The sequence below is a fragment of the Mucilaginibacter sp. OK268 genome, from assembly GCF_900103125.1.
Lineage (GTDB): Bacteria > Bacteroidota > Bacteroidia > Sphingobacteriales > Sphingobacteriaceae > Mucilaginibacter.
Genome location: NZ_FNJV01000002.1, coordinates 957,683 through 982,286, shown reverse-complemented (window position 1 = coordinate 982,286; position 24,604 = coordinate 957,683). Strand labels below are relative to the sequence as shown.

20 protein-coding genes are annotated in these 24,604 nt (G+C 42.4%); 7 read left to right on the top strand and 13 right to left on the bottom strand.

Annotated features, from left to right (window positions below; all coding sequences use genetic code 11):
- Nucleotides 1–452: 452 nt before the first annotated feature.
- The 3 genes from BLR84_RS09795 to BLR84_RS09785 all read right to left on the bottom strand — a co-directional run bounded on the left by BLR84_RS09795 (nt 453) and on the right by BLR84_RS09785 (nt 4,641).
- A complete protein-coding gene (locus BLR84_RS09795) occupies nt 453–803 on the bottom strand; it encodes a DUF2200 domain-containing protein (protein WP_090467316.1) in 351 nt (116 codons plus the stop codon).
- A gap of 358 nt (nt 804–1,161) precedes the next feature.
- Entirely contained in the window at nt 1,162–3,234 is a 2,073-nt protein-coding gene (locus BLR84_RS09790) for a M13 family metallopeptidase (RefSeq protein ID WP_255366906.1), read from the bottom strand.
- A 270-nt stretch (nt 3,235–3,504) separates the two neighbouring features.
- Nucleotides 3,505–4,641: an acyltransferase family protein gene (locus tag BLR84_RS09785; protein WP_090467314.1), complete on the bottom strand. Its 1,137-nt coding sequence runs from the start codon at nt 4,639–4,641 to the stop codon at nt 3,505–3,507.
- A gap of 548 nt (nt 4,642–5,189) precedes the next feature.
- Between BLR84_RS09785 and BLR84_RS09775 the strand changes: the two genes are divergently transcribed.
- Together BLR84_RS09775 and BLR84_RS09770 are read left to right on the top strand one after the other, a co-directional pair.
- Nucleotides 5,190–7,850, top strand: a complete 2,661-nt coding sequence (locus BLR84_RS09775) for a valine--tRNA ligase (protein WP_090467311.1) — start codon at nt 5,190–5,192, stop codon at nt 7,848–7,850.
- Between the two features lie 89 nt (nt 7,851–7,939).
- Entirely contained in the window at nt 7,940–9,772 is a 1,833-nt protein-coding gene (locus BLR84_RS09770) for an ATP-binding protein (RefSeq protein ID WP_090467310.1), read from the top strand.
- On the opposite strand, the gene BLR84_RS09765 is transcribed toward BLR84_RS09770, so the two are convergent.
- On the bottom strand, nt 9,737–10,198 hold the full coding sequence (locus BLR84_RS09765) for a type I restriction enzyme HsdR N-terminal domain-containing protein (protein WP_090467308.1): 462 nt from the start codon (nt 10,196–10,198) through the stop codon (nt 9,737–9,739). The genes BLR84_RS09770 and BLR84_RS09765 overlap by 36 nt on opposite strands.
- A 184-nt stretch (nt 10,199–10,382) precedes the next feature.
- Between BLR84_RS09765 and holA the strand changes: the two genes are divergently transcribed.
- The 3 genes from holA to BLR84_RS09750 all read left to right on the top strand — a co-directional run bounded on the left by holA (nt 10,383) and on the right by BLR84_RS09750 (nt 13,140).
- Nucleotides 10,383–11,405: a DNA polymerase III subunit delta gene (holA, locus tag BLR84_RS09760; RefSeq protein WP_090467306.1), complete on the top strand. Its 1,023-nt coding sequence runs from the start codon at nt 10,383–10,385 to the stop codon at nt 11,403–11,405.
- Nucleotides 11,406–11,695: 290 nt separating this feature from the next.
- On the top strand, nt 11,696–12,259 hold the full coding sequence (gene cysC / locus BLR84_RS09755; RefSeq protein ID WP_090467725.1) for an adenylyl-sulfate kinase: 564 nt from the start codon (nt 11,696–11,698) through the stop codon (nt 12,257–12,259).
- A 50-nt stretch (nt 12,260–12,309) separates the two neighbouring features.
- A complete protein-coding gene (locus tag BLR84_RS09750; RefSeq protein ID WP_090467304.1) occupies nt 12,310–13,140 on the top strand; it encodes a sulfotransferase in 831 nt (276 codons plus the stop codon).
- A gap of 6 nt (nt 13,141–13,146) precedes the next feature.
- Here BLR84_RS09750 and BLR84_RS09745 read toward each other — a convergent pair whose 3' ends face one another.
- Nucleotides 13,147–13,743, bottom strand: a complete 597-nt coding sequence (locus tag BLR84_RS09745; RefSeq protein ID WP_090467292.1) for a TetR/AcrR family transcriptional regulator — start codon at nt 13,741–13,743, stop codon at nt 13,147–13,149.
- An 86-nt stretch (nt 13,744–13,829) separates the two neighbouring features.
- On the opposite strand from BLR84_RS09745, the gene BLR84_RS09740 reads away from it, so the two are divergent.
- A complete protein-coding gene (locus BLR84_RS09740) occupies nt 13,830–14,642 on the top strand; it encodes an alpha/beta fold hydrolase (protein ID WP_090467290.1) in 813 nt (270 codons plus the stop codon).
- A 15-nt stretch (nt 14,643–14,657) separates the two neighbouring features.
- Here the strand turns inward: BLR84_RS09740 and BLR84_RS09735 are convergent, their stop codons facing one another.
- On the bottom strand, nt 14,658–17,588 hold the full coding sequence (locus BLR84_RS09735) for a PAS domain-containing protein (protein ID WP_090467287.1): 2,931 nt from the start codon (nt 17,586–17,588) through the stop codon (nt 14,658–14,660).
- Between the two features lie 185 nt (nt 17,589–17,773).
- Between BLR84_RS09735 and BLR84_RS09730 the strand changes: the two genes are divergently transcribed.
- Nucleotides 17,774–18,343 (top strand): DUF1572 family protein, encoded by a 570-nt coding sequence (locus BLR84_RS09730; protein WP_090467284.1) that lies wholly within the window; start codon nt 17,774–17,776, stop codon nt 18,341–18,343.
- A gap of 4 nt (nt 18,344–18,347) precedes the next feature.
- Here the strand turns inward: BLR84_RS09730 and BLR84_RS09725 are convergent, their stop codons facing one another.
- The 7 genes from BLR84_RS09725 to BLR84_RS09695 form a co-directional block, all read right to left on the bottom strand.
- Nucleotides 18,348–18,989 (bottom strand): RDD family protein, encoded by a 642-nt coding sequence (locus BLR84_RS09725; protein ID WP_176852014.1) that lies wholly within the window; start codon nt 18,987–18,989, stop codon nt 18,348–18,350.
- Nucleotides 18,990–19,126: 137 nt separating this feature from the next.
- Nucleotides 19,127–19,885: a 6-phosphogluconolactonase gene (locus BLR84_RS09720; RefSeq protein WP_090467280.1), complete on the bottom strand. Its 759-nt coding sequence runs from the start codon at nt 19,883–19,885 to the stop codon at nt 19,127–19,129.
- A gap of 16 nt (nt 19,886–19,901) precedes the next feature.
- Nucleotides 19,902–20,168: an HPr family phosphocarrier protein gene (locus BLR84_RS09715; RefSeq protein WP_090467278.1), complete on the bottom strand. Its 267-nt coding sequence runs from the start codon at nt 20,166–20,168 to the stop codon at nt 19,902–19,904.
- A complete protein-coding gene (ptsP, locus tag BLR84_RS09710) occupies nt 20,165–21,880 on the bottom strand; it encodes a phosphoenolpyruvate--protein phosphotransferase (protein ID WP_090467276.1) in 1,716 nt (571 codons plus the stop codon). Before ptsP ends, BLR84_RS09715 begins: the two co-directional genes overlap by 4 nt.
- Entirely contained in the window at nt 21,877–23,475 is a 1,599-nt protein-coding gene (locus tag BLR84_RS30235; RefSeq protein WP_090467274.1) for a PTS system mannose/fructose/sorbose family transporter subunit IID, read from the bottom strand. Before BLR84_RS30235 ends, ptsP begins: the two co-directional genes overlap by 4 nt.
- 1 nt (nt 23,476) lies before the next feature.
- Entirely contained in the window at nt 23,477–23,947 is a 471-nt protein-coding gene (locus tag BLR84_RS09700) for a PTS sugar transporter subunit IIB (protein WP_090467272.1), read from the bottom strand.
- Nucleotides 23,940–24,344 (bottom strand): PTS sugar transporter subunit IIA, encoded by a 405-nt coding sequence (locus BLR84_RS09695; RefSeq protein WP_090467270.1) that lies wholly within the window; start codon nt 24,342–24,344, stop codon nt 23,940–23,942. Before BLR84_RS09695 ends, BLR84_RS09700 begins: the two co-directional genes overlap by 8 nt.
- Nucleotides 24,345–24,604 lie beyond the last annotated feature (260 nt).

Genomic DNA, 24,604 nt, shown 5'->3' with positions numbered 1-24,604 from the left:
AATATGCAGTAATTCAGGTGTTTTTAGAGGGAAATACACCAATAAAAATATGTCATTGCGAGGAGGAACGACGAAGCAATCGCATGCTATACAGGGCCATTTTGCATAGCGTATACCCGCTCTTGGCCGCGGGAGGGCCAGTTAGTTTTTCGTTGTAGTTTGTTTTTTAAGGTGCTCAAGAGGGGCTTCGCCGTATGTAGCCACAAAATAACCAAAAGGCTTGTCACCAGAAATGCTTCTTTGCCGCATTTGGCCTTTACCCCGCAAAGCCGACAGAACCACGGACTGCAATTATTTTGCCCCACTACGTTCGCGCGGTCCCATGCTTCAGCAAAAACTTGCTATGTCCCTGCAACTGCACAGCCCACCATTGTTCTGCCCGCTTTCGTCCGAAGCTTATCTGCTGACGGGGGAAGGAATTTTGTTTAAATAAACCAATTCAATAATTATCCCTATTTCCTCAATATCTTCTCCATCGCTTTCCCCTTCGCCAATTCATCTACCAGCTTATCTAAATAACGAACCTTCTGCATCAGTTTGTCTTCGATCTCTTCCACACGATACCCGCAAATCACCCCCGTGATCTTGGAAATATTCGGGTTAATTTGTGGTGCCCGGGCAAAGAAAGTTTCAAAATCAGTTTTATTGTCGATGAGTTGTTGCAAGGCTTGTTTATCATATCCCGTAAGCCAGAATATAATTTCATCCAGTTCTGCTTTTGTGCGACCTTTCTTCTCTGCTTTTCGGATATAGTGCGGATAAACACTTGCAAAAGACATTCTGTAAACTCTTGTATTATCCATGGTATTGGTTATTAATTGCTCTTGTAAAGTTACAAAATAGGGGTTAACATCGATCACAGGCTGAAAGCGCTGGCCAAGTGCGATTCCCTCCCCACGGGAAGGTAGGGAGGGGTTTATTCGTGATGCATGTCGTATACCCGCTCTTGGCCGCGGGAGGGTGGGGAGTATGTAAAAAATAACGTCATTGCGAGCGCAGCGTGGCAATCCCCTATTTACAGAGCGGACCTGCCTATCGGGGATTGCTTCGTACCTCGCAATGACGGGTGGAGAGATGGTTGGGTGAGGTGTAAAACAAACAAAGCCCGGCTTTCACCAGGCTTTGACTTATAAATTAAGATTCAGTAGACAAGACTCAGAACTACCAAACCTTAATCCGGTCTTCCGGTTTTTTGTACATTTTGTCGCCGGCTTGTACGTTGAAGGCTTTGTACCAGGCGTCGATATTGGTCAGTGGCGCGTTGGTACGGAATTGCTCGGGCGAGTGCGGATCGGTCAGGATGCGTTGCGCTGCCGACTCGGGGCGTTGCGCGCTGCGCCATACCTGGGCCCATGATAAAAAGAAACGCTGATCGGCAGTAAAACCGTCTATCTTTTTATTTTCCTGGCCTTGTTTGGTTTTTTTGTAAGCTTCATAAGCTATGTTTAAACCGCCCAGATCGGCCAGGTTTTCGCCAAGGGTTAATTTGCCGTTTACGTGCAGGGTATCAACTACAGTAAAGGCATTGTATTGGTCAACTACCTGGTTGGCACGTACTTTAAATTTATCGGCATCGGTTTTTGTCCACCAGTCGCGCAGGGTGCCATCGGCATCATACTGACGGCCCTGATCATCAAAACCATGGGTCATTTCGTGTCCTATCACCGCGCCTATACCGCCATAGTTTATGGCGTCATCAGCCTTAAAATCAAAGAAAGGGAACTGTAAAATACCTGCCGGGAAAACGATCTCGTTATTGGTTGGGTTATAGTACGCGTTCACGGTTGGCGGTGTCATACCCCAGCGGGTTTTATCAACCGGTTTGCCCAGGCGGCTCAGGTTAAAGTTATAACGCCATATAGATAAGGCTTTCAGGTTAGCGGCATAATCGTTACGGTCGATAACCAGCCCATCATAAGCTTCCCATTTATCGGGATAGCCTATTTTTACGGTGAATGCGGCCAGCTTTTTTAGCGCGCGGTCTTTGGTTTCGGGGCTCATCCATTCCAGGCGTTTAATGCGGTCGCCCAGGGTGCCTTTCAGGTTGCTTACCAGGTTAACCATGTATTGTTTGGCAGCCGGTGTAAAGTACTTCTCCACAAAAAGCTGACCTAACAATTCGCCGATACTGCCATCAACCAGGCCGCTCATACGTTCGTTACGTGGTGTTTGTACTTTTTGACCAGTTAGGGCCCTGCTGAAGTCAAAAGTAGCGTTTACAAATGGCGAGCTTAATGATGATGACGCACCTTTAAGGATGCTCCATTTCAAGTAAACTTTCCAGCTATCAACGGGAGTAACTGCCAGCAGCGAGTCGGCCACTTTAAAAAACCCAGGCTGGCCAACCAGCACGGTGTCTTGTCCGCCGGCTTTTAACTGCGGCAATAAGGTGTTCCAGTTTAAATGCGGTGTGATCTTGCTGAAACCATCAACAGAAAATTTATTGTAGGTAACATTAGGGTCGCGCATGGCCACACGGCTCAGCTGTGCTTTGGCTAAGGTGGCTTCCAGGCTAAAAATAAGGCCTGCGTTTTTAACAGCTTCTTCGTTGCTGCTGCCGGTTAAGGTAAACAGCGCTACAATGTATTTTTTGTAGGCGTCCTGGATGCTTTTGGTGCGACTATCAGCTTTCAAATAATTGTCGCGATCGGGCAAGCTGGTACCGCCCTGGTTAAAGCCTACTACGTATTTGTTTACGTTTTTCTCGTCCTGGCCTACGCCAAATCTAAAAAGCGGACTACCCTCGCCATTAACGCGCTGATAGGTCAGCTCGCCGATAACGCCGTCGAGGCTGTTTATTTGATCAATCCGTTGCAGATCGGGTTTTATGGGGTCATAACCACGTTTTTCGATAGTCAGGCTATCCATACCGCTGGCATACAGATCGCCAACACGTTGACTTAAGCTGCCTTTGGGCTGTGTGGCGGATGTTTTGCTTACCTCGTTAAGCAGGCCCAATAATTTATCGGTATTTTCCTGGCGCAGGATGTTAAAGCTACCCCAGCGGGTTTCTTTGGCAGGTATAGCGTTTTGTTTTATCCAGTTGCCATTGGCATAGTCAAAAAAATCATCGCCAGGTTTTACGCTGAGATCCATATTGGCCGGATCAATGAATTTTTTAGGGACCGCAGGTTTGTGTTTTGGTTTGGGAGATGTGCCGCCACCGGCAGCAAAACTGTTGGCCGACAGGGTCAAAGCACCCGCCAGCATGAGATAAGATAACTTTAATTTCATGTTAGATTTAAAAATTAAAGTTAATGAATTGTAGTAGATATGCGCAAACCGGTTTCTGAAAAATACTTAACGGTTAAACCAGTTTATAAAAAAGGAAAGCTTTGATCTTTTCAGGATATCAAGCCAAAAGCGGTGCAAGTCCATTGATTTCATGGCTGTTAAGGTTATTCCTTTAATAAACGTACCTATTGTAAAATTATTGTGATGAAGTGAGGATGATAGGAAGAGCAAAGGGCATAAGAGAATATCCTCCACAAGATTTATTGTTCACTAATCTCTTGAAAGAATAATTGTAAAACGTCTTTTTAGTTTCAAAAATGGTTTCTCAAAAAAATTATACGAAAGCGTCGCGATCATAACCGTTATGATAAAGGCTATTAAAAAGCCAATTTCATTTTTCCATTCCTGCATGCCAATTAGTTTACTAAATGCATCCAATTTGCCTTCAAAAATATGGTATACTAAATAGAATATTGTTATATGAAAAACATACAAACCATAAGATATGCGTCCAAGGTATACCAGAGGAGTTGGTAAATATTTGACCGAAGTGCCATACAATGAAAGAAATAATAATATTACTCCGCTAAGAATTAAAATCCAGCCGGTAATGGCTTCCGGAATAGTTGACAGGTGAGGGGCATCTGCATGAACTTTACATACAATAGATGCAATTAACCAGCTTACCACTCCTCCAATAAATGCGATCAGTCTTACGGTAATAGTCCAATTTGGTTGCCAATTCTTTAAATAAATGGCAAGGAGTATTCCCGCTGCAAAAAATTGAAATTGTACAAAACTGTTTGTCCATTCGCCACTAAACCCATTAGTTGGTTGCCGGGCATAATAGATGATGGTTAAATAGGCCACCAGTATGGCAATGAAAGAAAAGATCTTTAGTCCACGTTTTCCTCCAAAATAAATTATTAAAGGGATCAGTATGTAAAGCTGTTCTTCTACAGAGATGCTCCAAAGCGGATTTATGGGATATGATGGAAGCCAATTGTTAAAAGTAATATACCAGTTGCCTGAAAACAGGCTGAATGCAAGTTGTGTTTTAGGCGAAATGGTTCCAAACTGGTCTGAGAGGTGAGTCACTAAAACCATTCCAAAAAAGAAAATGAAATACAATGGCCATATACGTAAAATTCGCCTGATATAAAACGATTTGACGCTAACCCTGCCGTACAACTCCTGTTCTTGCGTAAGTAATTCTGTTATTAAGAACGCGCTTAAAAAAAAGAAAAGCGGTACGCCAAAGACACCAACCAGGCTAATATGGTATGGCCAATAATATTTTACCGGGTCAATTGGTGCAAGATCCATTCGGTGCGTGAAAAACACAAAAAGAAATGCGCAAAAACGAAGTAAGTCTAATTCAGGTTTGTAGTATCTTTTGCCGGGCATGTATTATTTTTTGAAATAAGTAAATAAGTCAGGCACGAGCAAGATACAAGAAAATTAAAAAGTCTTAAAATAATTACCTGTGAATGTGTTTGGCTTGTTGTTGAGCAAATACCATTGCAGAGGTCAAATGATTTTCGTATATTTAAATAAGCCGATCTGGTATTCCGCGCTGTTTGAAAAGCATAATTCTGTCCTTCTAAAAAAGGAACAAAAATCAATCGTTTAATATGTAGTTATTTGAATGTCAGTTATTTGATGCTTTTTAAAGTTTTAAAAACCCATCAAAAATTTGTTAAAAAGTGTTAAAATGGATGGTTTTGATCAAGTTTTGAGCAATTTTTGATCGGTTTTTGCCCATTTTTGAGATGAAAAGTGTTAAAATTAAGGCTTTAAAAAGTTGAAGTCGTTTGAATTTTATAACTTTTGTTTGATGCGAAAAACTTGTCGAGGCAAAAAAACGGAGGGCCGGGATCAACGCTAAAAATGCTTTTGGAATCCGCGAACTATCAACTATGAACTAAGCGCGCAAATCCCTATTTTTGCGCGTTATGAGTATTGCTAAAACATATTTGCCCAAAGAAACCGAAGAGAAGTGGTATAGTTACTGGTTAAAGCACGATTTTTTTAAATCGGTGCCTGATGAGCGTGAGCCTTATACCATAGTCATTCCGCCGCCCAATGTTACCGGGGTTCTGCACATGGGGCATATGTTAAATAATACCATACAGGATGTGTTGGTTCGCCGTGCCCGTATGAAGGGTAAAAATGCCTGCTGGGTTCCCGGAACCGACCATGCCAGTATAGCTACCGAAGCTAAAGTGGTGGCCATGCTCAAAGATCGAGGCATCAGCAAAACAGATTTGACCCGTCCCGAGTTTTTGGCTTATGCCTGGGAGTGGAAAGAGAAATATGGCGGCATCATCCTGGAGCAGCTTAAAAAGTTAGGAGCATCCTGCGATTGGGACCGTACCAAATTTACGATGGATGAGGACCTGTCCGAAGCTGTAATAGATACTTTTATCCACCTATATAAAAAAGGCCTGATCTATCGCGGTATCCGCATGGTAAACTGGGACCCACAGGGTAAAACAGCCGTATCTGATGAGGAAGTTATCCGTAAAGAGGTTAATCAGAAGCTGTATTATATTAAGTATGAGATTGTTTCAGATTTAGTTAATAAAGCTACTAATCATGTAGCGACACCTACAGAATACCTTACGATTGCAACTACTCGTCCTGAAACCATTATGGCCGATGCAGCTATCTGTATTAATCCAAACGATGAAAGATATATTCACCTACACGGGAAAAGTGTTTACATCCCTTTAATTCATCGCACTATACCGGTTATCCTGGACGAATACGTGACCATGGATTTTGGTACCGGTTGTTTGAAAGTTACCCCGGCACATGATTTGAATGACTACGAACTGGGGCAAAAACATAAGTTGCCTGTTATTGATATTTTAAATGACGACGGTACGCTGAACGAAAAAGCCCAGATATTAGTTGGCGTTGATCGTTTTGCGGCCCGTAAAAAAATAGCTGTTTTGCTGGAAGAAGCCGGCGCACTGGAAAAAGTGGAGGACTATAAATCGCAGATCGGTTTTTCGGAACGTACAGACGCGGTTATTGAGCCAAAACTATCTATGCAATGGTTTTGCAAAATGGGCGAGATGGCCAAACCCGCATTGGATTATGTGCTGAATGGCGAAATTAAATTGATACCTGATAAGTTTATCAATACCTATCGCCACTGGATGGAGAATGTAAGGGATTGGAATATCAGTCGCCAGTTATGGTGGGGGCAACAGATCCCGGCCTGGTATTTACCAAACGGCGAATTTGTTATCGCAAAAACTGCGGAAGAAGCATTGGTTGAAGCCAAACTCAAAAACCCGGCCTTCACAGCTCAGGACCTGACGCAGGATCCAGATGTGGTTGATACCTGGTTTTCATCATGGCTGTGGCCTATATCGGTATTCGGCGGCTTTAAGGACCCGAATAATGCCGATATCAACTATTATTATCCGACTAACGACCTGGTTACTGCACCCGAGATCCTGTTTTTCTGGGTAGCCAGAATGATCATGGCCGGGCACGAATTCAGGGGTGGGGTACCATTCCGGAATGTGTACCTTACCGGTATAGTAAGGGATAAACTGGGCCGTAAAATGTCCAAATCATTAGGTAACTCGCCCGACCCGCTCGATCTGATCGAAACTTACGGCGCCGATGGCGTACGTGTTGGCATGCTGCTTTGCTCACCTGCCGGTAACGATTTAATGTTCGATGAAAGCTATTGTAAACAAGGCAGTGGTTTTGCCAATAAAATATGGAACGCCTTTAAGCTGGTAAAGGGCTGGGAGGTTGATGATAGCCTTGCCAATCCTAATACCATAGCGATAGAATGGTTTGGAAACCGCTTTGACCAGGCATTAGGCGAAATAGAAGATAACTTTGCCCAATACCGTTTGTCGGAAGCTTTAATGGCTACCTACAAACTGGTATGGGACGATTTTTGCGCCTGGTACCTGGAGATGATCAAACCGGTTTATCAGCACCCTATTGACCGGGCAACCTATACGGCAACCACACAGTTCTTTGAAAATATATTAAAAGTTTTGCACCCTTTTATGCCTTTCCTGACAGAGGAATTATGGCATGATGAGCTGTTTGGTGAGCGTGCTGAAAAAGAATGCTGTATTGTTGCGCAATTGCCAATTATTGGGGAAATTAATGCACGGCTATTGACCGAAGTGGAAACGATAAAAGAAGTTATCGCCGCCATACGGAATACCCGGAAAGCAAAACATATTGCTGATAAAGAACCGCTTGAGCTTTTTGTAAAAGCCAACTCTGGCATAAAGTATCTGGATTACCAGGCTATTATAGCCCGGCTTGGAAATATAAGCCAGTTTGCAGAGGTTACCGATAAAGTAAATGGAGCTATCAGCTTTTTAGCTTCAACGGATGAGTTTTATGTTCCTTTTGAGGAAGAAATTGATCCGGTGGCAGAACGTGAACGATTGGAAAAAGAGAAGGAATATCTTTTAGGATTTTTAAAATCGGTAAATGCAAAGCTGAATAACGAACGTTTTATGAGCAATGCCAAGCCCGAAATTATCGATATTGAACAGCGGAAAAAAGCCGATGCGGAAGCCAAATTACAGATCATCCAAAAAGGACTTGACGATTTGGCTGGTTAATTGCATATAACAGTTCGCTGCAAACAGCTTAAGCTAACTGGTACTACCCTGGTTAGCTTAAGCATCAATAAAATGTTTGCTGCCAGAATATGTTCCAAAAAGTAAGTTTTTTTAACTTTTCCATCTATAAAATTATTTCAAAGGAGCAATCCGTTCTTGATCAGGCACGTATACGTTTATTATATTATGGCTTCTTTTTGGTATTTGTTGCCTCTGCCGCGTTATTAACCAGTGTTTATTTCCAGGGGCAGATGATGCTGGCCTACACTTGTGTGTTTTTAATGCTCAGCATCATCATCCTGTTTAAGGCTTTAACTTACAAACCAAACTGGCTTGCCATATCACACGTGTTGCTCATTGTGGGTACTTTGATCAATGTGAGCATTGTGTATGTATCGTTGCAAAGCATCAATATAGTTACAGTGCAGGTGGTTATTATCGTAATTGTATTTAGCTACTATATGCTGGGGCAAAAATGGGGATTGATCTATTCCCTGTTGAATACCGTCCCCATATTGCTTTTTTTGTTTATTGAGCACAATTACAATTATGTAATACGCATAAAGCCCGATAAGATAGATCAATCAACCATTGTGATCAGTCTGTTTGCCAATTTTATAGTGCTCATTTTTATTCACAGCCACCTGTATAACGCGTTTATAAAAAATCTTAAACAAGTGAGGGAAAGCGCTCATGAGCAGAAGGCGCTAAATCAAAAATTGGAAAAAGCGATTGAGAAGGCCGAGAAATCGGCACATGCCCAATCAGAGTTTTTATCAACCATGTCGCATGAGATCCGCACACCCTTAAACGCGGTGATTGGGATGAGCAACCTGTTGATGATGGGCAGCCCGAGACCTGAGCAAAAGGAGAACCTCGAAATATTGAAGTTTTCGGCAAACAACCTGCTGGCTATCGTCAATGATGTGCTCGACTTTAACAAGATTGAATCGGGTAAGCTGGTATTTGAAAATGTTCGGTTTGACCTGGTTGAGCTGATGTATAATATTTGTGGCGGCCAGATGTTGAAAGCCCATGAAAAAGGCCTGCAGTTTACCCTCACCGTTGATAATACGCTAAAGAATAAAGTGTTTTTTGGCGATCCCACCCGCATCACCCAGGTGGTTTTTAACCTGGTTAATAACGCCATAAAATTTACACCCAAAGGAAATGTATGGGTAAATGTGGCCTGCCTGGAAAACAGGCATAACAACCTTACAGTGAGGTTTTCGGTAAAGGATACTGGTATAGGCATTAAAGCGGATAACCTGAAAAATATTTTTGAACCGTTTACCCAGGAGTCATTAGCCACCACACGCGAGTATGAAGGCACAGGTTTGGGTTTGGCCATTGTAAAACGCTTGCTTGAATTGCAGGGTACGCACATTGAGGTGATCAGTAAAATTGGCGAAGGGTCTGAGTTTTTATTTGATATGGAACTCCCCGTATCCACAGAAATGACAGCCGAAGGTATAGCAAAACCCATTGAAGTAGCCGAAGAAGTGGGCTTGAAAAGCTTAAAGGTGCTTATTGCTGAGGATAACATGGTGAATGTTATGCTAATGAAGAAGTTGCTGTCGAAATGGAAAATAATACCCACCATTGCCGAAAATGGCGAACGTGCTGTTGAGTTTATGCAATATGGCAATTTTGATATTATACTGATGGATCTGCAAATGCCGGTCATGAATGGGTTTGACGCAGCTCAGGAGATCAGAAAAATGGCCGATCCTAAGAAGGCAAAGATACCCATCATTGCGCTAACGGCCTCGGCTCTGGTTGATATCAAGGATAAAGTATTTGGGGTAGGGATGAACGACTACGTATCAAAGCCATTTAAACCTGATGAATTGCTGGAGAAGATACAAAATCTGATAGCCCCTGGTTTAAATAATTCCGGGGTAAAGGGGCAGGTCCTCTAAAAACAGGTATTTTTTGTTAATCTGGTCAATACGGCAATAATAATGCTGCAAACCATTGCTTACAGCCAGTAACGATACCTGGTGTACCATATTATACCTGGCTATCTGGTCGAATGTTTTTTGATCAATGGTTATTGATGGTGCCTTACATTCTACAATAAGTATTCGTTTACCTTCAGCATTAAATACAACAATATCAGTCCGTTTTTGAAGCCCGTTAAGTTTCATGCCGCCTTCCAGCTTGATCAACGCGCGCGGATAGTTTTTATGTTTAATAAGATATTGCACAAAATGCTGGCGTACCCATTCTTCGGGGGTTATAATGATGTTTCTCTTCCTGATCTCATCAAACAAGGTAAGCTGCCCGTTCTGATCAGTAATTTTAAAAGCGTAAGGTGGAAGATTAAGCGGCTGCAGCAGATCCATTTTTAATTCAAAAGTAAAAATTCAAAAGTAAAAAATGCTAAGCACTGGGCTAATTAAATTAAAAAGGGATTTTTAGCTTTGATTTTAACACTATACCGGTTTTGAATTTTTCACTGATGTTTATTTCTTTTTTGTAGTTCAAGAGTGCTTCGCAATTTTTACTTTTGAATTTTGAATTAAAAAGATGTCCGCAGCAGAGTTATTGAAAGATATTAAGAACCGTAAATATAAACCCCTGTATCTGTTGCATGGTGAAGAGCCTTATTTTATTGACCTGATAAGCAATTATATTGAACACAGTCTGCTGCCGGAGGCCGAGAAAGGGTTTAATCAAACCGTGGTATATGGCAAGGATACCGACATCATGACGGTGCTTAACGCGGCCAAACGATACCCCATGATGGCCGATTACCAGGTAGTACTGGTAAAGGAAGCCCAGGATATGAAATGGGGAAAGGATGATGACGGCAAAAAAGGCATCGACCCAGTGCTTAGTTATCTCGAAAACCCTTTGCCAAGCACCATATTAGTTTTCTGCTACAAGTACGGTAAGTTTGATAAACGGAAAAAAACGTATAAAGCCATTGAAAAAAACGGGATCGTTTTTGAATCGGCCCCCTTGTATGATAGTAAAATACCTGCCTGGATAGAAGGTTATATTAGTGAGAAAGGTTATAAGATCAACGCGCAGGCATCGGCCATGCTTTCGGAATACCTCGGCAATGACCTTTCAAAAATTGCCAATGAGCTCGAAAAACTGATGCTGAATATAGCCGCAGGCCAGGAGATTACCCTGAAACTTATACAGGACAATATAGGCATCAGCAAAGAGTATAACGTATTTGAACTGCAAACAGCTCTGAGTAAAAAGGATGCCTATAAAGTTAACCAGATCATCAATTATTTTGAGGCCAATCCCAAGGCCAATCCCATTGTACTGGTACTGGGTAACCTGAATAATTATTTTAGCAAGGTACTGGCCTATCATTATGTAAAAGATAAATCGCAGCAAAACCTGGCCCGCGAACTAGGGGTGAACCCGTTTTTTGTAAAAGATTATGAACAGGCCGGTCGCAGCTATAATTACCAAAAAACCATGCAGATCATCAGTTATCTGCGCGAATATGATTTAAAAAGTAAGGGTGTAGAGTCAAACGCCCCGCATGGCGAATTGATGAAAGAACTGATGTTTAAAATTCTTCATTAATTATCGTTTATTGTTGATGGCCTGGTTGAAATACGTAACATTTCTGTTAGGTGTAACAGTTAAGCCTTGTTACACGTAGTGATCTGAGTTTGATCAAAAACCGCCTTTAAAGGGCTTTCTGTACAGTTTAAGTATTCCCAAATTATCTCTGACGAAAGTATTGTACCTGATTGTAAATAATCTTTTACAATCACGCATCACCTAACAGGTAAGATATTTTATAAGTTCACGTTCAGAAAGTATCCTGCAAGACTTTCGCAAGATGATGTTTATTAACTTAATTAATGGGTATGATACTTTTATTTTGCGGCCTATCAGGAGCTGGCAAAACAACATTGGCAAAAAATGTTGCTGCCGAATTAACAGAACTTGGAATAAAGATTGAAATCATTGATGGCGATGAATATCGGCAGGAAATCTGTAGAGATCTTGGATTTTCAAGAGAAGACAGGAGCGAAAACATCAGAAGGCTTGGGTTTGTTGCCAGCCGTTTCTCCAGCCAGGGTATAGTCACCATCATCAGTGCTATAAATCCTTATGAGGATGTTAGGCGCGAACTTGCCAACCGATATGATGACATTAGTATTGTACACATTGACTGCCCGGTTAATAAACTGATCAACCGCGACACCAAAGGCCTCTATCAAAGGGCTCTTTTACCCGAAGGCCATCCCAATAAACTTTTAAACTTAACTGGTATCAATGATCGGTTTGATGTGCCGTATGATGCTGATCTTTATATTAATACCAGCGAAAACTCTGTACAGCAAAGTACCTCTTTACTGGTTTATTTTATACTTAATAATCTTTACGCTACCGAAAAAGCTTCTAATAAAATGACAGATAATTTTTAAGCTATCCACACCTGCTTAAGCATTTTAAAACGATCGTCCTTTTATAAACTATGCAAAAAAGAACCCTTATCATTGCCGGGATGCACCGTTCCGGTACCTCGCTCATTTCCAACTGGCTTACAAAATGTGGCTTACAACTTGGCGAACAATTGGTTGGCCCGGGTTGGGGGAATGAAGATGGCCATTTTGAAGATGTTGAATTTTTAAAAATGCACGAAGAGGTTTTAACGAATAATAATTTACCATCCTCTGGCTTAACTGATGTGCAAATCGACCACTTTTCTATATATGAAAAAGAAAAGTTGAAAAGCATCATCAAAATTAAACAGCAATTGTACGATCAATGGGGCTGGAAGGATCCGCGGACATGTTTGTTTTTAGATGTTTACCAGGAGCTGCTGCCCGATGCCTGTTATTTGATCATTCTGCGTGACTATCAATCCGTGGTAAGTTCATTACTCCGGCGGGAGTTTAAGGATGTTGATCAAAAATATATGGGGCGTAAATATGTATCCAGATTGGCCTGGCAGAAGTTCAGAAGATCACGCATGCTTAAGAAATTTTACGACGATAACGCATCAAAGTTTTTAAAGGTTTGGATAGCTTATAATCAGGATATTTTAAACTGTATTAAAAAGCTTAACAGTAATTCATTTATAGTGGTTAATTATTCCCTGTTAAATAAAGCGGATACACAGCTCTTCTCGTTTCTTGAAAATAACTGGAATTTTTCATTAAAATATTTCAAATTTAAAGATGTATTTAAAGAGGGTCACATAGGTAAGGATATCGACATTGATCTGCATATTGCTGACAAAGAGCTTATTGGAGCGGCCAAACAATTACAGCGCGAATTAAAAGAATATATCCAGTTTTCTTGATGATGCTTAATCTTTAAAAAAAACGATACGGTTTACCGACCATTTCCAGGTTTGTAATATTTCATCATTAGTTAACCGGCAAACGTCTTTTAAAACTGTTATTGATTCAATGCCGAAAAATATACTCAATGAATTAACCATATGGTCAAAAACATCCGGAGCTAATGTTGAGTGTAATGGCTTAAGCGCCTCCCTGATCAGTATGATCCGTCGCCCGGCTCTTGATGGTGCTTCCTCCCGGATAACTGATTCGCCAATGATTGAACTTAAAAAGAGGCGGAATTCAATCTCATTATTAATAAACAGGTTGAAATGATAGTCAACCAGTCGTTCTAATCTTCCAGTGAGGTCTGTGTTACTTAAATCTGCAAAGAGGTCGTCGTTTGTTTTTGCCTTTAACTGCAACGATGCTTCGCGTTTTAAAGCATCCGAACTGGAAAAGTATCTGTAGGCTGTGGCTTTTGAGATCCCGGCTTCCCGGGCAACCATATCAACACTTATATCCGTACGCTGTTTTAGTAATTCATTTGCCTTTAAAAGAAGCGCCTCCCGGGTTTTCATTTTTTGGCTAATTCTTCCTTTATCTAAAGATAATTTACCCATTGTGATACTTTTTTCTCATAAAATTAGCTGATAACATTAAAATTAATATTTTTGTGAGATATTAGTATCATAAAATATAGAATAATATGGCAAGCAAACTCAGGATTCGTGGTATTGGTTTGGTATATGAAGATGAGGGTACTGGCGATGTTGTAGTATTTATACATGGACAGCCCTTTAACCGGAGCATGTGGAATTACCAATCGCAAGTATTTAATAAAACCAAGCGGCTCATTATTCCTGATCTGCGGGGATATGGTGAAAGCGTCACTACAGAACCGATAGTGCTTTTAGATGAGCTTGCGCTGGATATTATTTATCTGCTCAATGAGCTGGATATCCATAAAGCTGTGTTTGTAGGACTATCGATGGGCGGGCAGATAGCTTTGGAAATATACAGACTTGCCCCGCACTTAGTGAAAGGCCTGATATTAGCAGATACTGATGCAAGAGCCGAAGATGCTGCCAGCTACTTAAACCGTAAAGCGCTTGCAAAAAGACTGTTAACTGAGGGGATGGAAAAGTATACTACCGAAAATATAGGTCATTATCTTTGTGAAAATACTTTCCATACCAAACAGGAGGTAGTAGATCACCTTAGTGAGATGATGACAAGTACAGATGCAGCCGGTGCTGCGGCCGTTCAGCTTGGCCGGGCCGAACGGAGAGACCATTCCGCTATTCTTTCAAATATTGATTTTCCGACCTTGCTCATTGTTGGAGATCAGGACGTATTTACACCTGTCACTACTGCCGAATACATGCAAGTCCGTATAAACAGGGCAGAGCTTGCCATTATAAAAAATGCGGGCCATATGCCCAATATGGAGCAGCCCGAACAGTTTAATCAATTGTTAAAGGATTATCTGGATACGGTTTATATAAACAATAACTTGTAGCAAGTTGCTAAAAAGCTATTGTTCATTTATCCATGCCTCGGCTGATATTACATCGGTAAAAAAGTTAATGGTCATCTTATCAGGGAGAGTATTTACGCTTTTACGGGCCGACAGTTGGTTGAATACACTTGGAGAATTAACCCAGGCAAAATATCTTAAACCGGCTTTCTGCATAGCCGGAAACCATTCCTGGGCAACCCAGTCAATAGCTTCAGACCAATTGCCCAGCACATGAATGTTATTATTAAGTACTTTATAAACACTGTTTTTTACCATCATGTTCAACATGCGATTGCAGCCCTGTTGTATTGATTCCAGGTTTTGAAAGCCGGTCCAGTCGGCATCAATACGGGAGTGAACGTGGTTATAACTCAGGGTAATGGCGCTGTCATGATAGTATAGATCGCCCTGTATGATGGCGGCCTGTTTTTGGGTTTGGTGTGTCAGCAGCCTGAAAAAGAAAGTAGAGCCTTCGCCGGGCGTGCTCTCTATCCAAAAACTGCCATTGTGCCTTTTCAAGATCTCGGCCGAAATAAATAATCCCAGGCCCAGGCCCTCAAAACGCATTGCGGTATTATCTACACGGTAGTACCGTTCAAATAAGCGGCTCAGGTTTTTTTCTTCGATACCGATACCAAAATCCTGAACAGATACGATCAGGCTGTTATCTTCATGTAATGTACAATTAACTGTTATCGTATTTGCCTCGGGTGAGTACTTGATGGCATTTGTCAATAAATTATTTACTACTTGTTCCAGTCTGAAACGGTCGCCGGTATAGGTTATATCTTCCGCGCTTTCCAGTATGATCTGGTGAGATGCTGTGGTGTGCTGTACGCCATCAATAGTATCTTTAAGCATCTCATAGAAATTGAAGGTTTCCATGTTATAATCCATCTTTCCGGCGTTGATGCGTGATACATCCAGTAGGTCGCTGATCAGTTTTTCCAGCCGTAATACATGCGCGGCCGACTTTTGAATAAGATCATTTAGCTTTGGGGGATCATTAATACGCATCATAAGCTGGTTAAAAGCCTTGATACTGGTAAGCGGCGTTTTTAATTCATGACTCGCGATAGAAAGGAACTCGTCCTTTTTTTGTTCATTGTTTTTTTGAATATCAATATTGGTATTGGTTCCCAGCCATAGTTTGATCTCGCCATTTTCAATCAAGGGTACTGCCCGGGCCAGGTGCCAGCGGTATTGCCCATCCTGGAATTTTAAGCGAAACTCCACCAGGTACTCATGGCCTGTTCTTAAGGCGGTAAGCCATTTTTTCAGGCAAGCTTGCTGATCATCAGGGTGTATGAAGGTCTGCCATCCCTGGCCAATGATATCATCAGCGCTTCGTCCAAAATCCTCACAGATCACCTCATTTACATAGTCGAGCTTACCATTGGGGCGGGCTGTCCATACCTGCTGCGGCATAGCGTTCAATAAAAAGCGGAAACGCTCTTCATTTTCCTTTTCTTTTTGTCTTACCAGTACGGCCTCGGTAACTTCAAAAACAAAAACCATAATGCCATCTACTTTATTGGTACCGTCATATCTGGCCTGATAAATAAAGGTAAAGTAACGGTCTTCTATTGGCCCGTTCGCCTCACGGGCCATAGGCACCAGCAACTCTTTGCCTTCAAAGGTATTCCCGGTTTTGTATACATTTTTTAAAATATCCCATATCAGCTGATCCTTAAGTTCGGGCAATGCTTCTAACAGCGGATTTCCTGTAAGTTTGCGTCCCGGAAAAAGCTGTTGATAAGGTGGATTAACTAATTCAAATACAAAATTGGGTCCGTCAAGCACGCAAATAGCAGCAGGGGCTTGCATAAAGAATCGTTTCAGCCGTTCGGTTTGCCCTGTGGCATCCGCTTGCGCGCTTAACAGTTCAAGGGTGCGTAATTCAACCCGGCTTTCCAGTTCGTTATTTAACTTAAGCAGGTTTTGTTGTGTCCGGAACAATTCCTCGTTCGTGGCGCTTAACTCCTCATTGGCCGATTGTATTTCTTCACTGGTAACTTGTATCTCTTCGTTTGCATGAGCCAATCCTTCATTAAGGGCTGATAGTTCCTTACCTGTTTGCTCCAGGCGTTTTTTAGCCATAACCAACTCGGTTATATCATATTTAAAGCTTAAAACACCGGTTATATCCCCTTTTTCATTGCGGATGGCCTGGTAAATAAAATTAAAATAGTGATCCTCCGTCTTTCCGCCAATTTCGCTGGTCAGCGGTACGCAAATCTCGTTGCCTGCATATGTTTCGCCGGTTTTATAAACATGTTGAACAGCTTCCCAAACAGGCAGACCAACAATTTCTGGCATGGCCATGAGCAATGGTTTACCGAGTATTTTACGCCCGGGGAAAAACTCTTTCTCGTACTGTGGATTTATAAATTCATAAACAAGGTCGGGGCCTGTAAAAATGGCAATTTGTGCAGGTATTTCATCAAATAGCTTTTCCATTTGCCGGCTTAGTTGCCCTGCTCTCGCTGCTGCTGCTTTTTCCTTTTCCAGGCTGGCATTTAGGTTCCTTTCGGCAATCACCTTTTCGGTAACATCCTGTGTATGGTGTATAATGTAACAGATATCGCCATCAGGGTCAAGTACCGGCGTATGCGCAGTATCCCAGTAACGTTCCTGTAATTTGCCTTCATGATCAGGAGTATCAAAGCGTGTTACAGGTAACTGATGTGGCTTGCTGGTTTCTAATATCTGCTCTAATGAAAAAGCTATGCCGCCTTCATCTGCTGCCCAATCCGGTTTTTTAGGGAAAACATCAAACAGGTGTTTTTCGAGCAGTTCGGCCCTCATTTTACCGGTCAACTGCAAATAGGCATTACTGGCGGTAAGTATATACAATTCCTTCGAAAGAATAAGATAAGGCTGAGGTAAGGTCTCAAAAACCCTTAACATTTCTGGTGGTAAAGCGGAACTGTGTTTAATGGGCATGGGTTATACAAATGGATAAAAGCAAGATTACTAAACCGAAGATAATTATTAAAATATTATCTTATAAGAAAATGTTTTGAATGAAAATAAATTTAGATGCGGCTGCCGGATTTATCAACATACACGCAGATTTACTGTTAGACAACAAAATTTGATCCACAAACCCAAAATCTTTAATTTTATATATGATATCTGATTACCTGGAAAGCGTTAAAAAACAGTTTGCCTACTATAAAATGCTGGGCGAGAAAACATTCGGGCAATTGACCAACGAGCAGTTAAACTGGCAATATAATGAGGAATCGAACAGTATTGCCATGATCGTTAATCACCTGTCGGGTAATATGCTTTCGCGATGGACGGATATTTTTAATACAGACGGCGAAAAGGAGTGGCGTAATCGCGAGACCGAGTTTACAACCATAAACCCCAACCGTGATGAGCTTTTAAAACTGTGGAACAGGGGCTGGGAATGCCTTTTAAATGCCCTTGAACAATTAACCGCCGATGACCTGGACAGGATCATTTACATCCGCAATATGGGGCATACGGTTGCTGAAGCCATTAACCGGCAACTGGCTCATTATCCGTATCATGTTGGGCAAATTGTTTTTATTGGTAAAATGCTTTGTAACGAAAAATGGAGCTCACTCTCTATTCCTAAAGGAGGATCTGAGAGCTACAATGCCAATAAGTTTGCCAAAGAAAAACACCGGGAGCATTTTACAGATGACTTTAAGGATGATAAAAGTTAATCTGTTACTTTGGTTTTTTGACTACATAAGTTTTGGCTCGCTGGTCATGCCAGCATTGTTTCATTGGGCTCCATAGCATGGCAAAATAGCCAATACAAAAGAAAAAGCTTGATAAAATCTTAAACAGATTACGCGATAATGCGGTGCCAAAACTTAGTCTTTCACCATTAGCATTAACTACTACCAGCCTGCAAATAAACTTACCAATACTTCCCTGCATTTTAGTGGCCTCAAAAGCTGAGTTATAGGAAATTAAAATCAGCAGGAAAATGAGCCTGAACAACAGATCACCTTCAGTAGATGATGTAGATGATAAAGGATCATCGCTTATGGTACTGGTTGTCAGCCGCCCAATAGCAACAAATATGCCAACTATTAGCCCTAAGCCAATGGTTATAATGGCATAATCAATAACAAAAGCTAATAACCGCCATCCAAAATTAGCTACATTCTGTTGAGTAGGTACATATATCCCAATCGATTTAAAGTATTCATCAAGCTCGGGTAGTTCGGCGGCTTCCTGCCAATCAGTAGCTAAGGGTGATAATACCAGCTCGGTAGCATTTACTTCCATATCCATTAACTCCGTATGGCTATATGGGCCGTGCTTTTCGTTATCTCTCAAAATGTAATACTCATTGATCATGACGTGCAGGTTTAAGGTCATGAAAAATAAAGAAAATATCTATTCTGAGCAATAGTAAAAATGATGAATATGCATAAAAAAAGTCCTACAACAATTGTTATAGGACTTTGTGATAAAGGTTTAAGGTGGGAAAATCTTTAAAAATTATAACCCCGTTGTTTTACGCGCTCATGGATTAGCGCACCGGCATCGGCGTCCAGTAAAATTTCGCAGTTGGGATGTAGTTGTACTACCGATGCAGGTATGTCGGTGGTTACGGGGCCTAATATGGCTTGTTCAATAATCTGGGCTTTGTGCGCGCCCTTGGCTATCAATATCAGTTTGCGGGTGTGCATAATGTTTTTTACACCGCGGGTTAGTCCACCTAGTACAATATGCTCTGGTACCTGTGTTTCGCAGCGTACACGGGCTTCGAAATCAGGGTCCATTGGCGATACCCATGTTTCGCTTTCAAAGGGCGTACCAGGCTGATTAATGCCGATGTGGCCGTTGCCGCCAATACCCAGCATTTGCAGGTCGGCACCCCCGCGTTCGGCCAGGCGTTTTTCAAAAAGCAGGCTTTCGGCCTCAAAATCATCGCTCAGGGTAGGCGGCATGATGAAATTTTCATCAGGTATACCCAGCGGACCTGCTATCTGGTTCAGGATCATAGTATAACAGCTGCCCGCATATTCGCGCGGCAGGTTGGTGAGTTCATCCACATTAAAAAGGGTAATGCGCGAAACATCAAAGGGGTACTGCGTATAAATGTCAGACACTATGCGGTGCATATCCATAGTGGTTTGCCCGGTTGAAAGACCTATCACAGCCGTGGGTTTTTCCAGCATCTGGCCAATAATGCGCCAGGCCGCGGTTTCGTTAAATTCCTTTTCGTTTTTGGTTATCGTGATCTTCATTGTTATTATTTTGCCTTTACAGGTGTTTTAATTCTTCTTCAAAAAACGCGTCAATAGCTATAATGGCGCTCGTTTCATCTTCACCATCAATAATAATGGAGATCGTTTCGCCCCCTTTTATGCCAAGTGAAAGGATATTGAGAAGACTGCTTAATTTAACCGTGCGGTCGCCTTTTTTTAAGCTGATCTGGGAGCTGTAGTTTTTGGTCAGTTTTACCAAATTGGTTGCGGGGCGGGCATGCATGCCTTCGGCCGCTGTAATGATGTAGTCTTTTGTTATCATAGGGTAGCCTCCTGTAAATAAGCGGTGATCAATGCCGAACTGTCCATTTCCATTACCCGCCTGTATATTTGTTTAGCAGCTGTCAAACTGCTGTTGATGATGATATTTTTGATCTCCGGAATAGCTGTGGCGCTCATGGAAAACTCGGTAAGACCCATGCCCAATAATAAAAGGGTTGCTTTCGGGTCCGATGCCAGCTCGCCGCACATGCCTACTTCGATGTTGTTTTTATGACCCTGCTCAATCACATAAGCAATAAGCCGGAGCACACCAGGATTATAGGGATCATACAGGTTTTTGATCTGCTCGTTCATGCGGTCGACAGCCAGGGTGTACTGACAAAGATCATTGGTACCGATGCTGAAAAAGTCCACTTCTTTGGCCAACAGATCGGCGGTGATGGCTGCTGACGGGATCTCAATCATGATACCAACAGGGATATTTTTATCGAAGGTGATATCTGTTCTCGTTAACTCATCTTTGGCTTGTTGCAATATTGTTTTGGCCGCTCTTACCTCTTGTATATTGGAGATCATCGGAAACATGATCTTTAATTGGCCAAATGCACTTGCCCGTAATATGGCTTTCAGCTGAACGATAAAAATATCCGGGCGATCTAAACAGATCCGGATGGCCCGGTAACCCAGGAAAGGGTTTTGCTCGGCTGGGAAATTAAAATAGGGTAGTTGCTTATCGCCACCAATATCCAGTGTGCGTACAATAACGGGTTGGCCTTTGGCTTTAAGGGCTACGATCTTATAAAATTCAAATTGCTCGTCTTCGCCGGGTAATGCATCACGGCCCATAAAAAGTAGTTCGGTACGCAACAGCCCGGAACCCTCAGCGCCAAAACCGATGGCTTGTTCCATATCATTTGCATCACCTATATTGGCCAATAGGTTGATATTAACCCCATCTGTTGTTGTTGCGGGTGTATCTTTTAGCGAGCGGAGCAGGTAGGTTTGTTTCAACCAGTTTTCTCTTTTTACGCGATATTGTTCAATTATCTCCTGAGCTGGATTGATGATAATGTCCCCGCTTTGCCCGTCGAGGATCAGCAGGTCGCCATCTTTAATATCCCGTAAGGTTATACTGCATCCCACAACGGCCGGAATACCACGTGACCGGGCAATAATAGCCGCGTGCGATGTACGCCCGCCTACTTGTGTGGCAAAACCAACAATATGGGTAATATCCATGCTGATGGTATCTGAAGGGGTAAGGTCTTCGGCAATAATGATGGTATCAGTTTCGTAAAGCGGAGTATAAGTTTGGTTTGATGCGTTCAGGTTTCTCAACAAACGGTTGCCGATATCCTGCACATCGGCGGCACGCGCGCTCAGGTATTCATCATCCATATTTTTGAAGAGTTGAACCGCGTCCGCGATCACTTCGATCAGGGCATCATTGGCATTCTTTTTCTCTTTGGATATTTTCTCGATTACATCTTCGCTGATCTGCGGATCGGTTAACAGTTCAATATGGGTCTCCAGGATCTCCAGGCCTTCCTTGCCTTGAGATTGATCGTAATTGCTGATCATCGTCTCTACTTCGGTTACAGACAAGGATACTGCGTTATTGAATTTATTTGTTTCGGAAATTATATCCGCGTCAGTCAACAAAATGACACCCGTTAAAGCAGCTTCCTGTTTTTTAAGCAGGTGGGCTTTGCCAATGGCAATTCCGGGAGATACGCCTATGCCATTCATCATACAAACAAATGGATTATACTGCCTGCAAAACCTAATACCAATAAGCCTAATAGCAGCCAGGTGGTTTTAACCTGTTTTTTAACAAAATAATATACCAGGAAGGTGAGCCCCAGCGGTATCATGGCTGGTACTATTTGATCCAGTATACCCTGCACCCCAACTGCCGATGAAGAAGATCCAATATTTAGCGGTGTTTTGATATTCATGAGTGTGGCAGGCATAGCGCCTACTACCATCAATCCTAATATAGCAGCACCCGAGGTTAGCTTATCCATCACATTGCCTTTGCTCAGGTTCTGCAAAAATTTGGTGCCCGCGTTGTAGCCTATAAAAGTAAGGTTGTAACGCAGCAGCAAATGCGGTACATTAAATATGATCAAAAAAAGCAGTGGACCCAATATATTGCCTTTGATGGCCAAAGATGTACCTACACCGGCCGCAATCACCTTAAAAGTACCCCAAAACAAAGAATCGAATACACCGGCCAGAGGCCCCATGAGTCCAAGTTTTACGGAGCTGATAGAGTCTTCGTCAAAATCTTTATCCTGCGCGTTTTGTTCTTCCATAGCAGCGGTAATACCGATGATGAGTGTAGAGCCATAAGGGCTGGTATTGAACAGCTGCAAATGCCTTTTGAGCGCTGCTGTCATAGCTTCTTTGGTATGATATAATTTTTTGAGTACGGGGATAATGGCAAAGGCAAAGCCCGTATTTTGCCAGGTTTCGAAATTGAAATTGGCCTCCAATGCAAGCGATCTTAAAAACAATTTTCTTAAAGTACCATTGCTTAGTTTATGCTGCGGCTCGGCAGGTATTGTTTCCGCAGGTGTATCCTCAAAATCAAAGTCATCATCAGTGGTGGAAGATGCAGCCGGTTTGGGTGCATCCTGCGTTACGATCAATGCGATAATGACTCCTAAACCTCCAATAGCGATAATGGGCAGTTTTAAATAAGCTGCCAGCATAAAACCCAGGAAAAAGTAGGGGGCGACTCTTTTGTTGAACATCAGGTTCATGAGTAAGGCAAAACCTAAGGCGGGTAGCATATTCCCGGCGACCTGCAGGCCGGATTGTACCCAGGCCGGGATCAGATCAAGGAATGATTTGATGGCCGTTGAACCCAATTCCAAAGCCACAAAAATAATGATGCCCATCAACAGGGGTTTCAATAAACCTGATAATATATGTAATCGCTGGATGCCTTTATAATCGCCAGCCTCAGCATACTGGTTGAATTTTTTATTGAACACCGCCCGGAAAACAAACAATCCACTGATCACCATTTCTGAGAGGATAGAGATAGGTACGGCCAAAGCCAACGCGATGGCAGGTCCTTTGTGCGACATGATAGCGAAAGCTGTTCCCAGCACCCCGCCGGTAATAATATCGGGTGGAATAGCCGCGCCAACTTTAATATTGCCCATGAAGATCAGTTCCAGGGTAGCACCTATCATTACACCTTGTGTAACATCGCCCAGCACCAAACCCACCAATGGCCCCAGGATCAGCGGACGACTTAACAGCGTAGTGCCCAGGAAATCCTCAAAATGCCCAAAAACGGCTATAAGCGTAAGCAATAGATAGGTGGCCAGCATCTTAAATCAGGGTTTCTATCAGGGTTTTGTTATCGGTTGGTACTTGTCTTACTTCCAGTTCGATGCCTTTGGCCAGCAGATCACGGATAACGATTATGTCATCATCAGTAACCGCCAGCGCCTTGGCTATGGAACGCGCGCCTTCTTTGGTACGGATGCCGCCAAAGTTGATGCTTTTTATCTCGCTTACGCCGGCAGCCAGTGTAGTCGCATCTTTTACGGAATTAACCAATACCAGTATTTTCATGTTCTGCCCGCGCGGATCATTCAAAAATGTGATGGCGTCGGCCAGCGTTTTGATCAGCAGTTTGGCCGATGCCGGTTTGGCCAGGTTCATGGTCATCTTCAAAAATTCGTCGGTGGCTGCCTTATCGTTGGCTACCAGCAGGCAATCGGCGCCAAGTGAGGGCGTCCAGGTCATGGCCACCTGTCCGTGTACCAGTCTGTCGTCTATGCGGGTTAGCTTAATCATTTTGTTGTGTTATCAGTTTGTTTACATAAACCATTTGCTCTTTCCCGTCGATAATGGCTGTTTCTATTACCTCTGTAACCGGGGTGCCTGCATCGCCCATAATAACCTCAATTAACAAAGGCAGGTTAAAGCCTGATACGATATGCACATTTGGTTTCAATGCTTCGCGTATCATAATGTTATTGACGCTGCCGCCCAGCAGGTCGGTAAATATCACCAGTTCATCATCAGCAGTAATATGGGTTAAAACCGCCGCCAGTTCATCTTCTACGCTGATATTATCATCCAGGTAAGCCTGGATCAGGAATACGTTATCCGTTTCGCCAATAATCATATCCAATGACGATTTTATCCCTTTGGCAAAGGCTCCGTGCGTGGCAATTAAGAATTTTCTCATATGTACCTATATTCAAATCCCGGTTGATCCATTACTCCCGAAAAGAGCGATCTGTAGGGCCAGTAAATCAAAAAATTAATATGAAATAAGCACTATGGCAATAGGCTTACCCAGGTTATAACACTTTGCAAGTATGCTATAAAGTTAAGCCATTTTATAGTTTTGGTGCACTACATTACCACTACTACAACCTGAAAATTATGCTGTTAGCAGGGTTTTAAGGGTCAAAAACTCAGAGTGCCGGTACTACAGAAAAAATC

Coding starts and splice junctions, on each gene's coding strand:
- BLR84_RS09795 (WP_090467316.1), bottom strand. CDS start 803: ATGGATAATACAAGAGTTTACAGAATGTCTTTTGCAAGTGTTTATCCG.
- BLR84_RS09790 (WP_255366906.1), bottom strand. CDS start 3,234: ATGAAATTAAAGTTATCTTATCTCATGCTGGCGGGTGCTTTGACCCTG.
- BLR84_RS09785 (WP_090467314.1), bottom strand. CDS start 4,641: ATGCCCGGCAAAAGATACTACAAACCTGAATTAGACTTACTTCGTTTT.
- BLR84_RS09775 (WP_090467311.1), top strand. CDS start 5,190: ATGAGTATTGCTAAAACATATTTGCCCAAAGAAACCGAAGAGAAGTGG.
- BLR84_RS09770 (WP_090467310.1), top strand. CDS start 7,940: ATGTTCCAAAAAGTAAGTTTTTTTAACTTTTCCATCTATAAAATTATT.
- BLR84_RS09765 (WP_090467308.1), bottom strand. CDS start 10,198: ATGGATCTGCTGCAGCCGCTTAATCTTCCACCTTACGCTTTTAAAATT.
- holA (WP_090467306.1), top strand. CDS start 10,383: ATGTCCGCAGCAGAGTTATTGAAAGATATTAAGAACCGTAAATATAAA.
- cysC (WP_090467725.1), top strand. CDS start 11,696: ATGATACTTTTATTTTGCGGCCTATCAGGAGCTGGCAAAACAACATTG.
- BLR84_RS09750 (WP_090467304.1), top strand. CDS start 12,310: ATGCAAAAAAGAACCCTTATCATTGCCGGGATGCACCGTTCCGGTACC.
- BLR84_RS09745 (WP_090467292.1), bottom strand. CDS start 13,743: ATGGGTAAATTATCTTTAGATAAAGGAAGAATTAGCCAAAAAATGAAA.
- BLR84_RS09740 (WP_090467290.1), top strand. CDS start 13,830: ATGGCAAGCAAACTCAGGATTCGTGGTATTGGTTTGGTATATGAAGAT.
- BLR84_RS09735 (WP_090467287.1), bottom strand. CDS start 17,588: ATGCCCATTAAACACAGTTCCGCTTTACCACCAGAAATGTTAAGGGTT.
- BLR84_RS09730 (WP_090467284.1), top strand. CDS start 17,774: ATGATATCTGATTACCTGGAAAGCGTTAAAAAACAGTTTGCCTACTAT.
- BLR84_RS09725 (WP_176852014.1), bottom strand. CDS start 18,989: ATGATCAATGAGTATTACATTTTGAGAGATAACGAAAAGCACGGCCCA.
- BLR84_RS09720 (WP_090467280.1), bottom strand. CDS start 19,885: ATGAAGATCACGATAACCAAAAACGAAAAGGAATTTAACGAAACCGCG.
- BLR84_RS09715 (WP_090467278.1), bottom strand. CDS start 20,168: ATGATAACAAAAGACTACATCATTACAGCGGCCGAAGGCATGCATGCC.
- ptsP (WP_090467276.1), bottom strand. CDS start 21,880: ATGATGAATGGCATAGGCGTATCTCCCGGAATTGCCATTGGCAAAGCC.
- BLR84_RS30235 (WP_090467274.1), bottom strand. CDS start 23,475: ATGCTGGCCACCTATCTATTGCTTACGCTTATAGCCGTTTTTGGGCAT.
- BLR84_RS09700 (WP_090467272.1), bottom strand. CDS start 23,947: ATGATTAAGCTAACCCGCATAGACGACAGACTGGTACACGGACAGGTG.
- BLR84_RS09695 (WP_090467270.1), bottom strand. CDS start 24,344: ATGAGAAAATTCTTAATTGCCACGCACGGAGCCTTTGCCAAAGGGATA.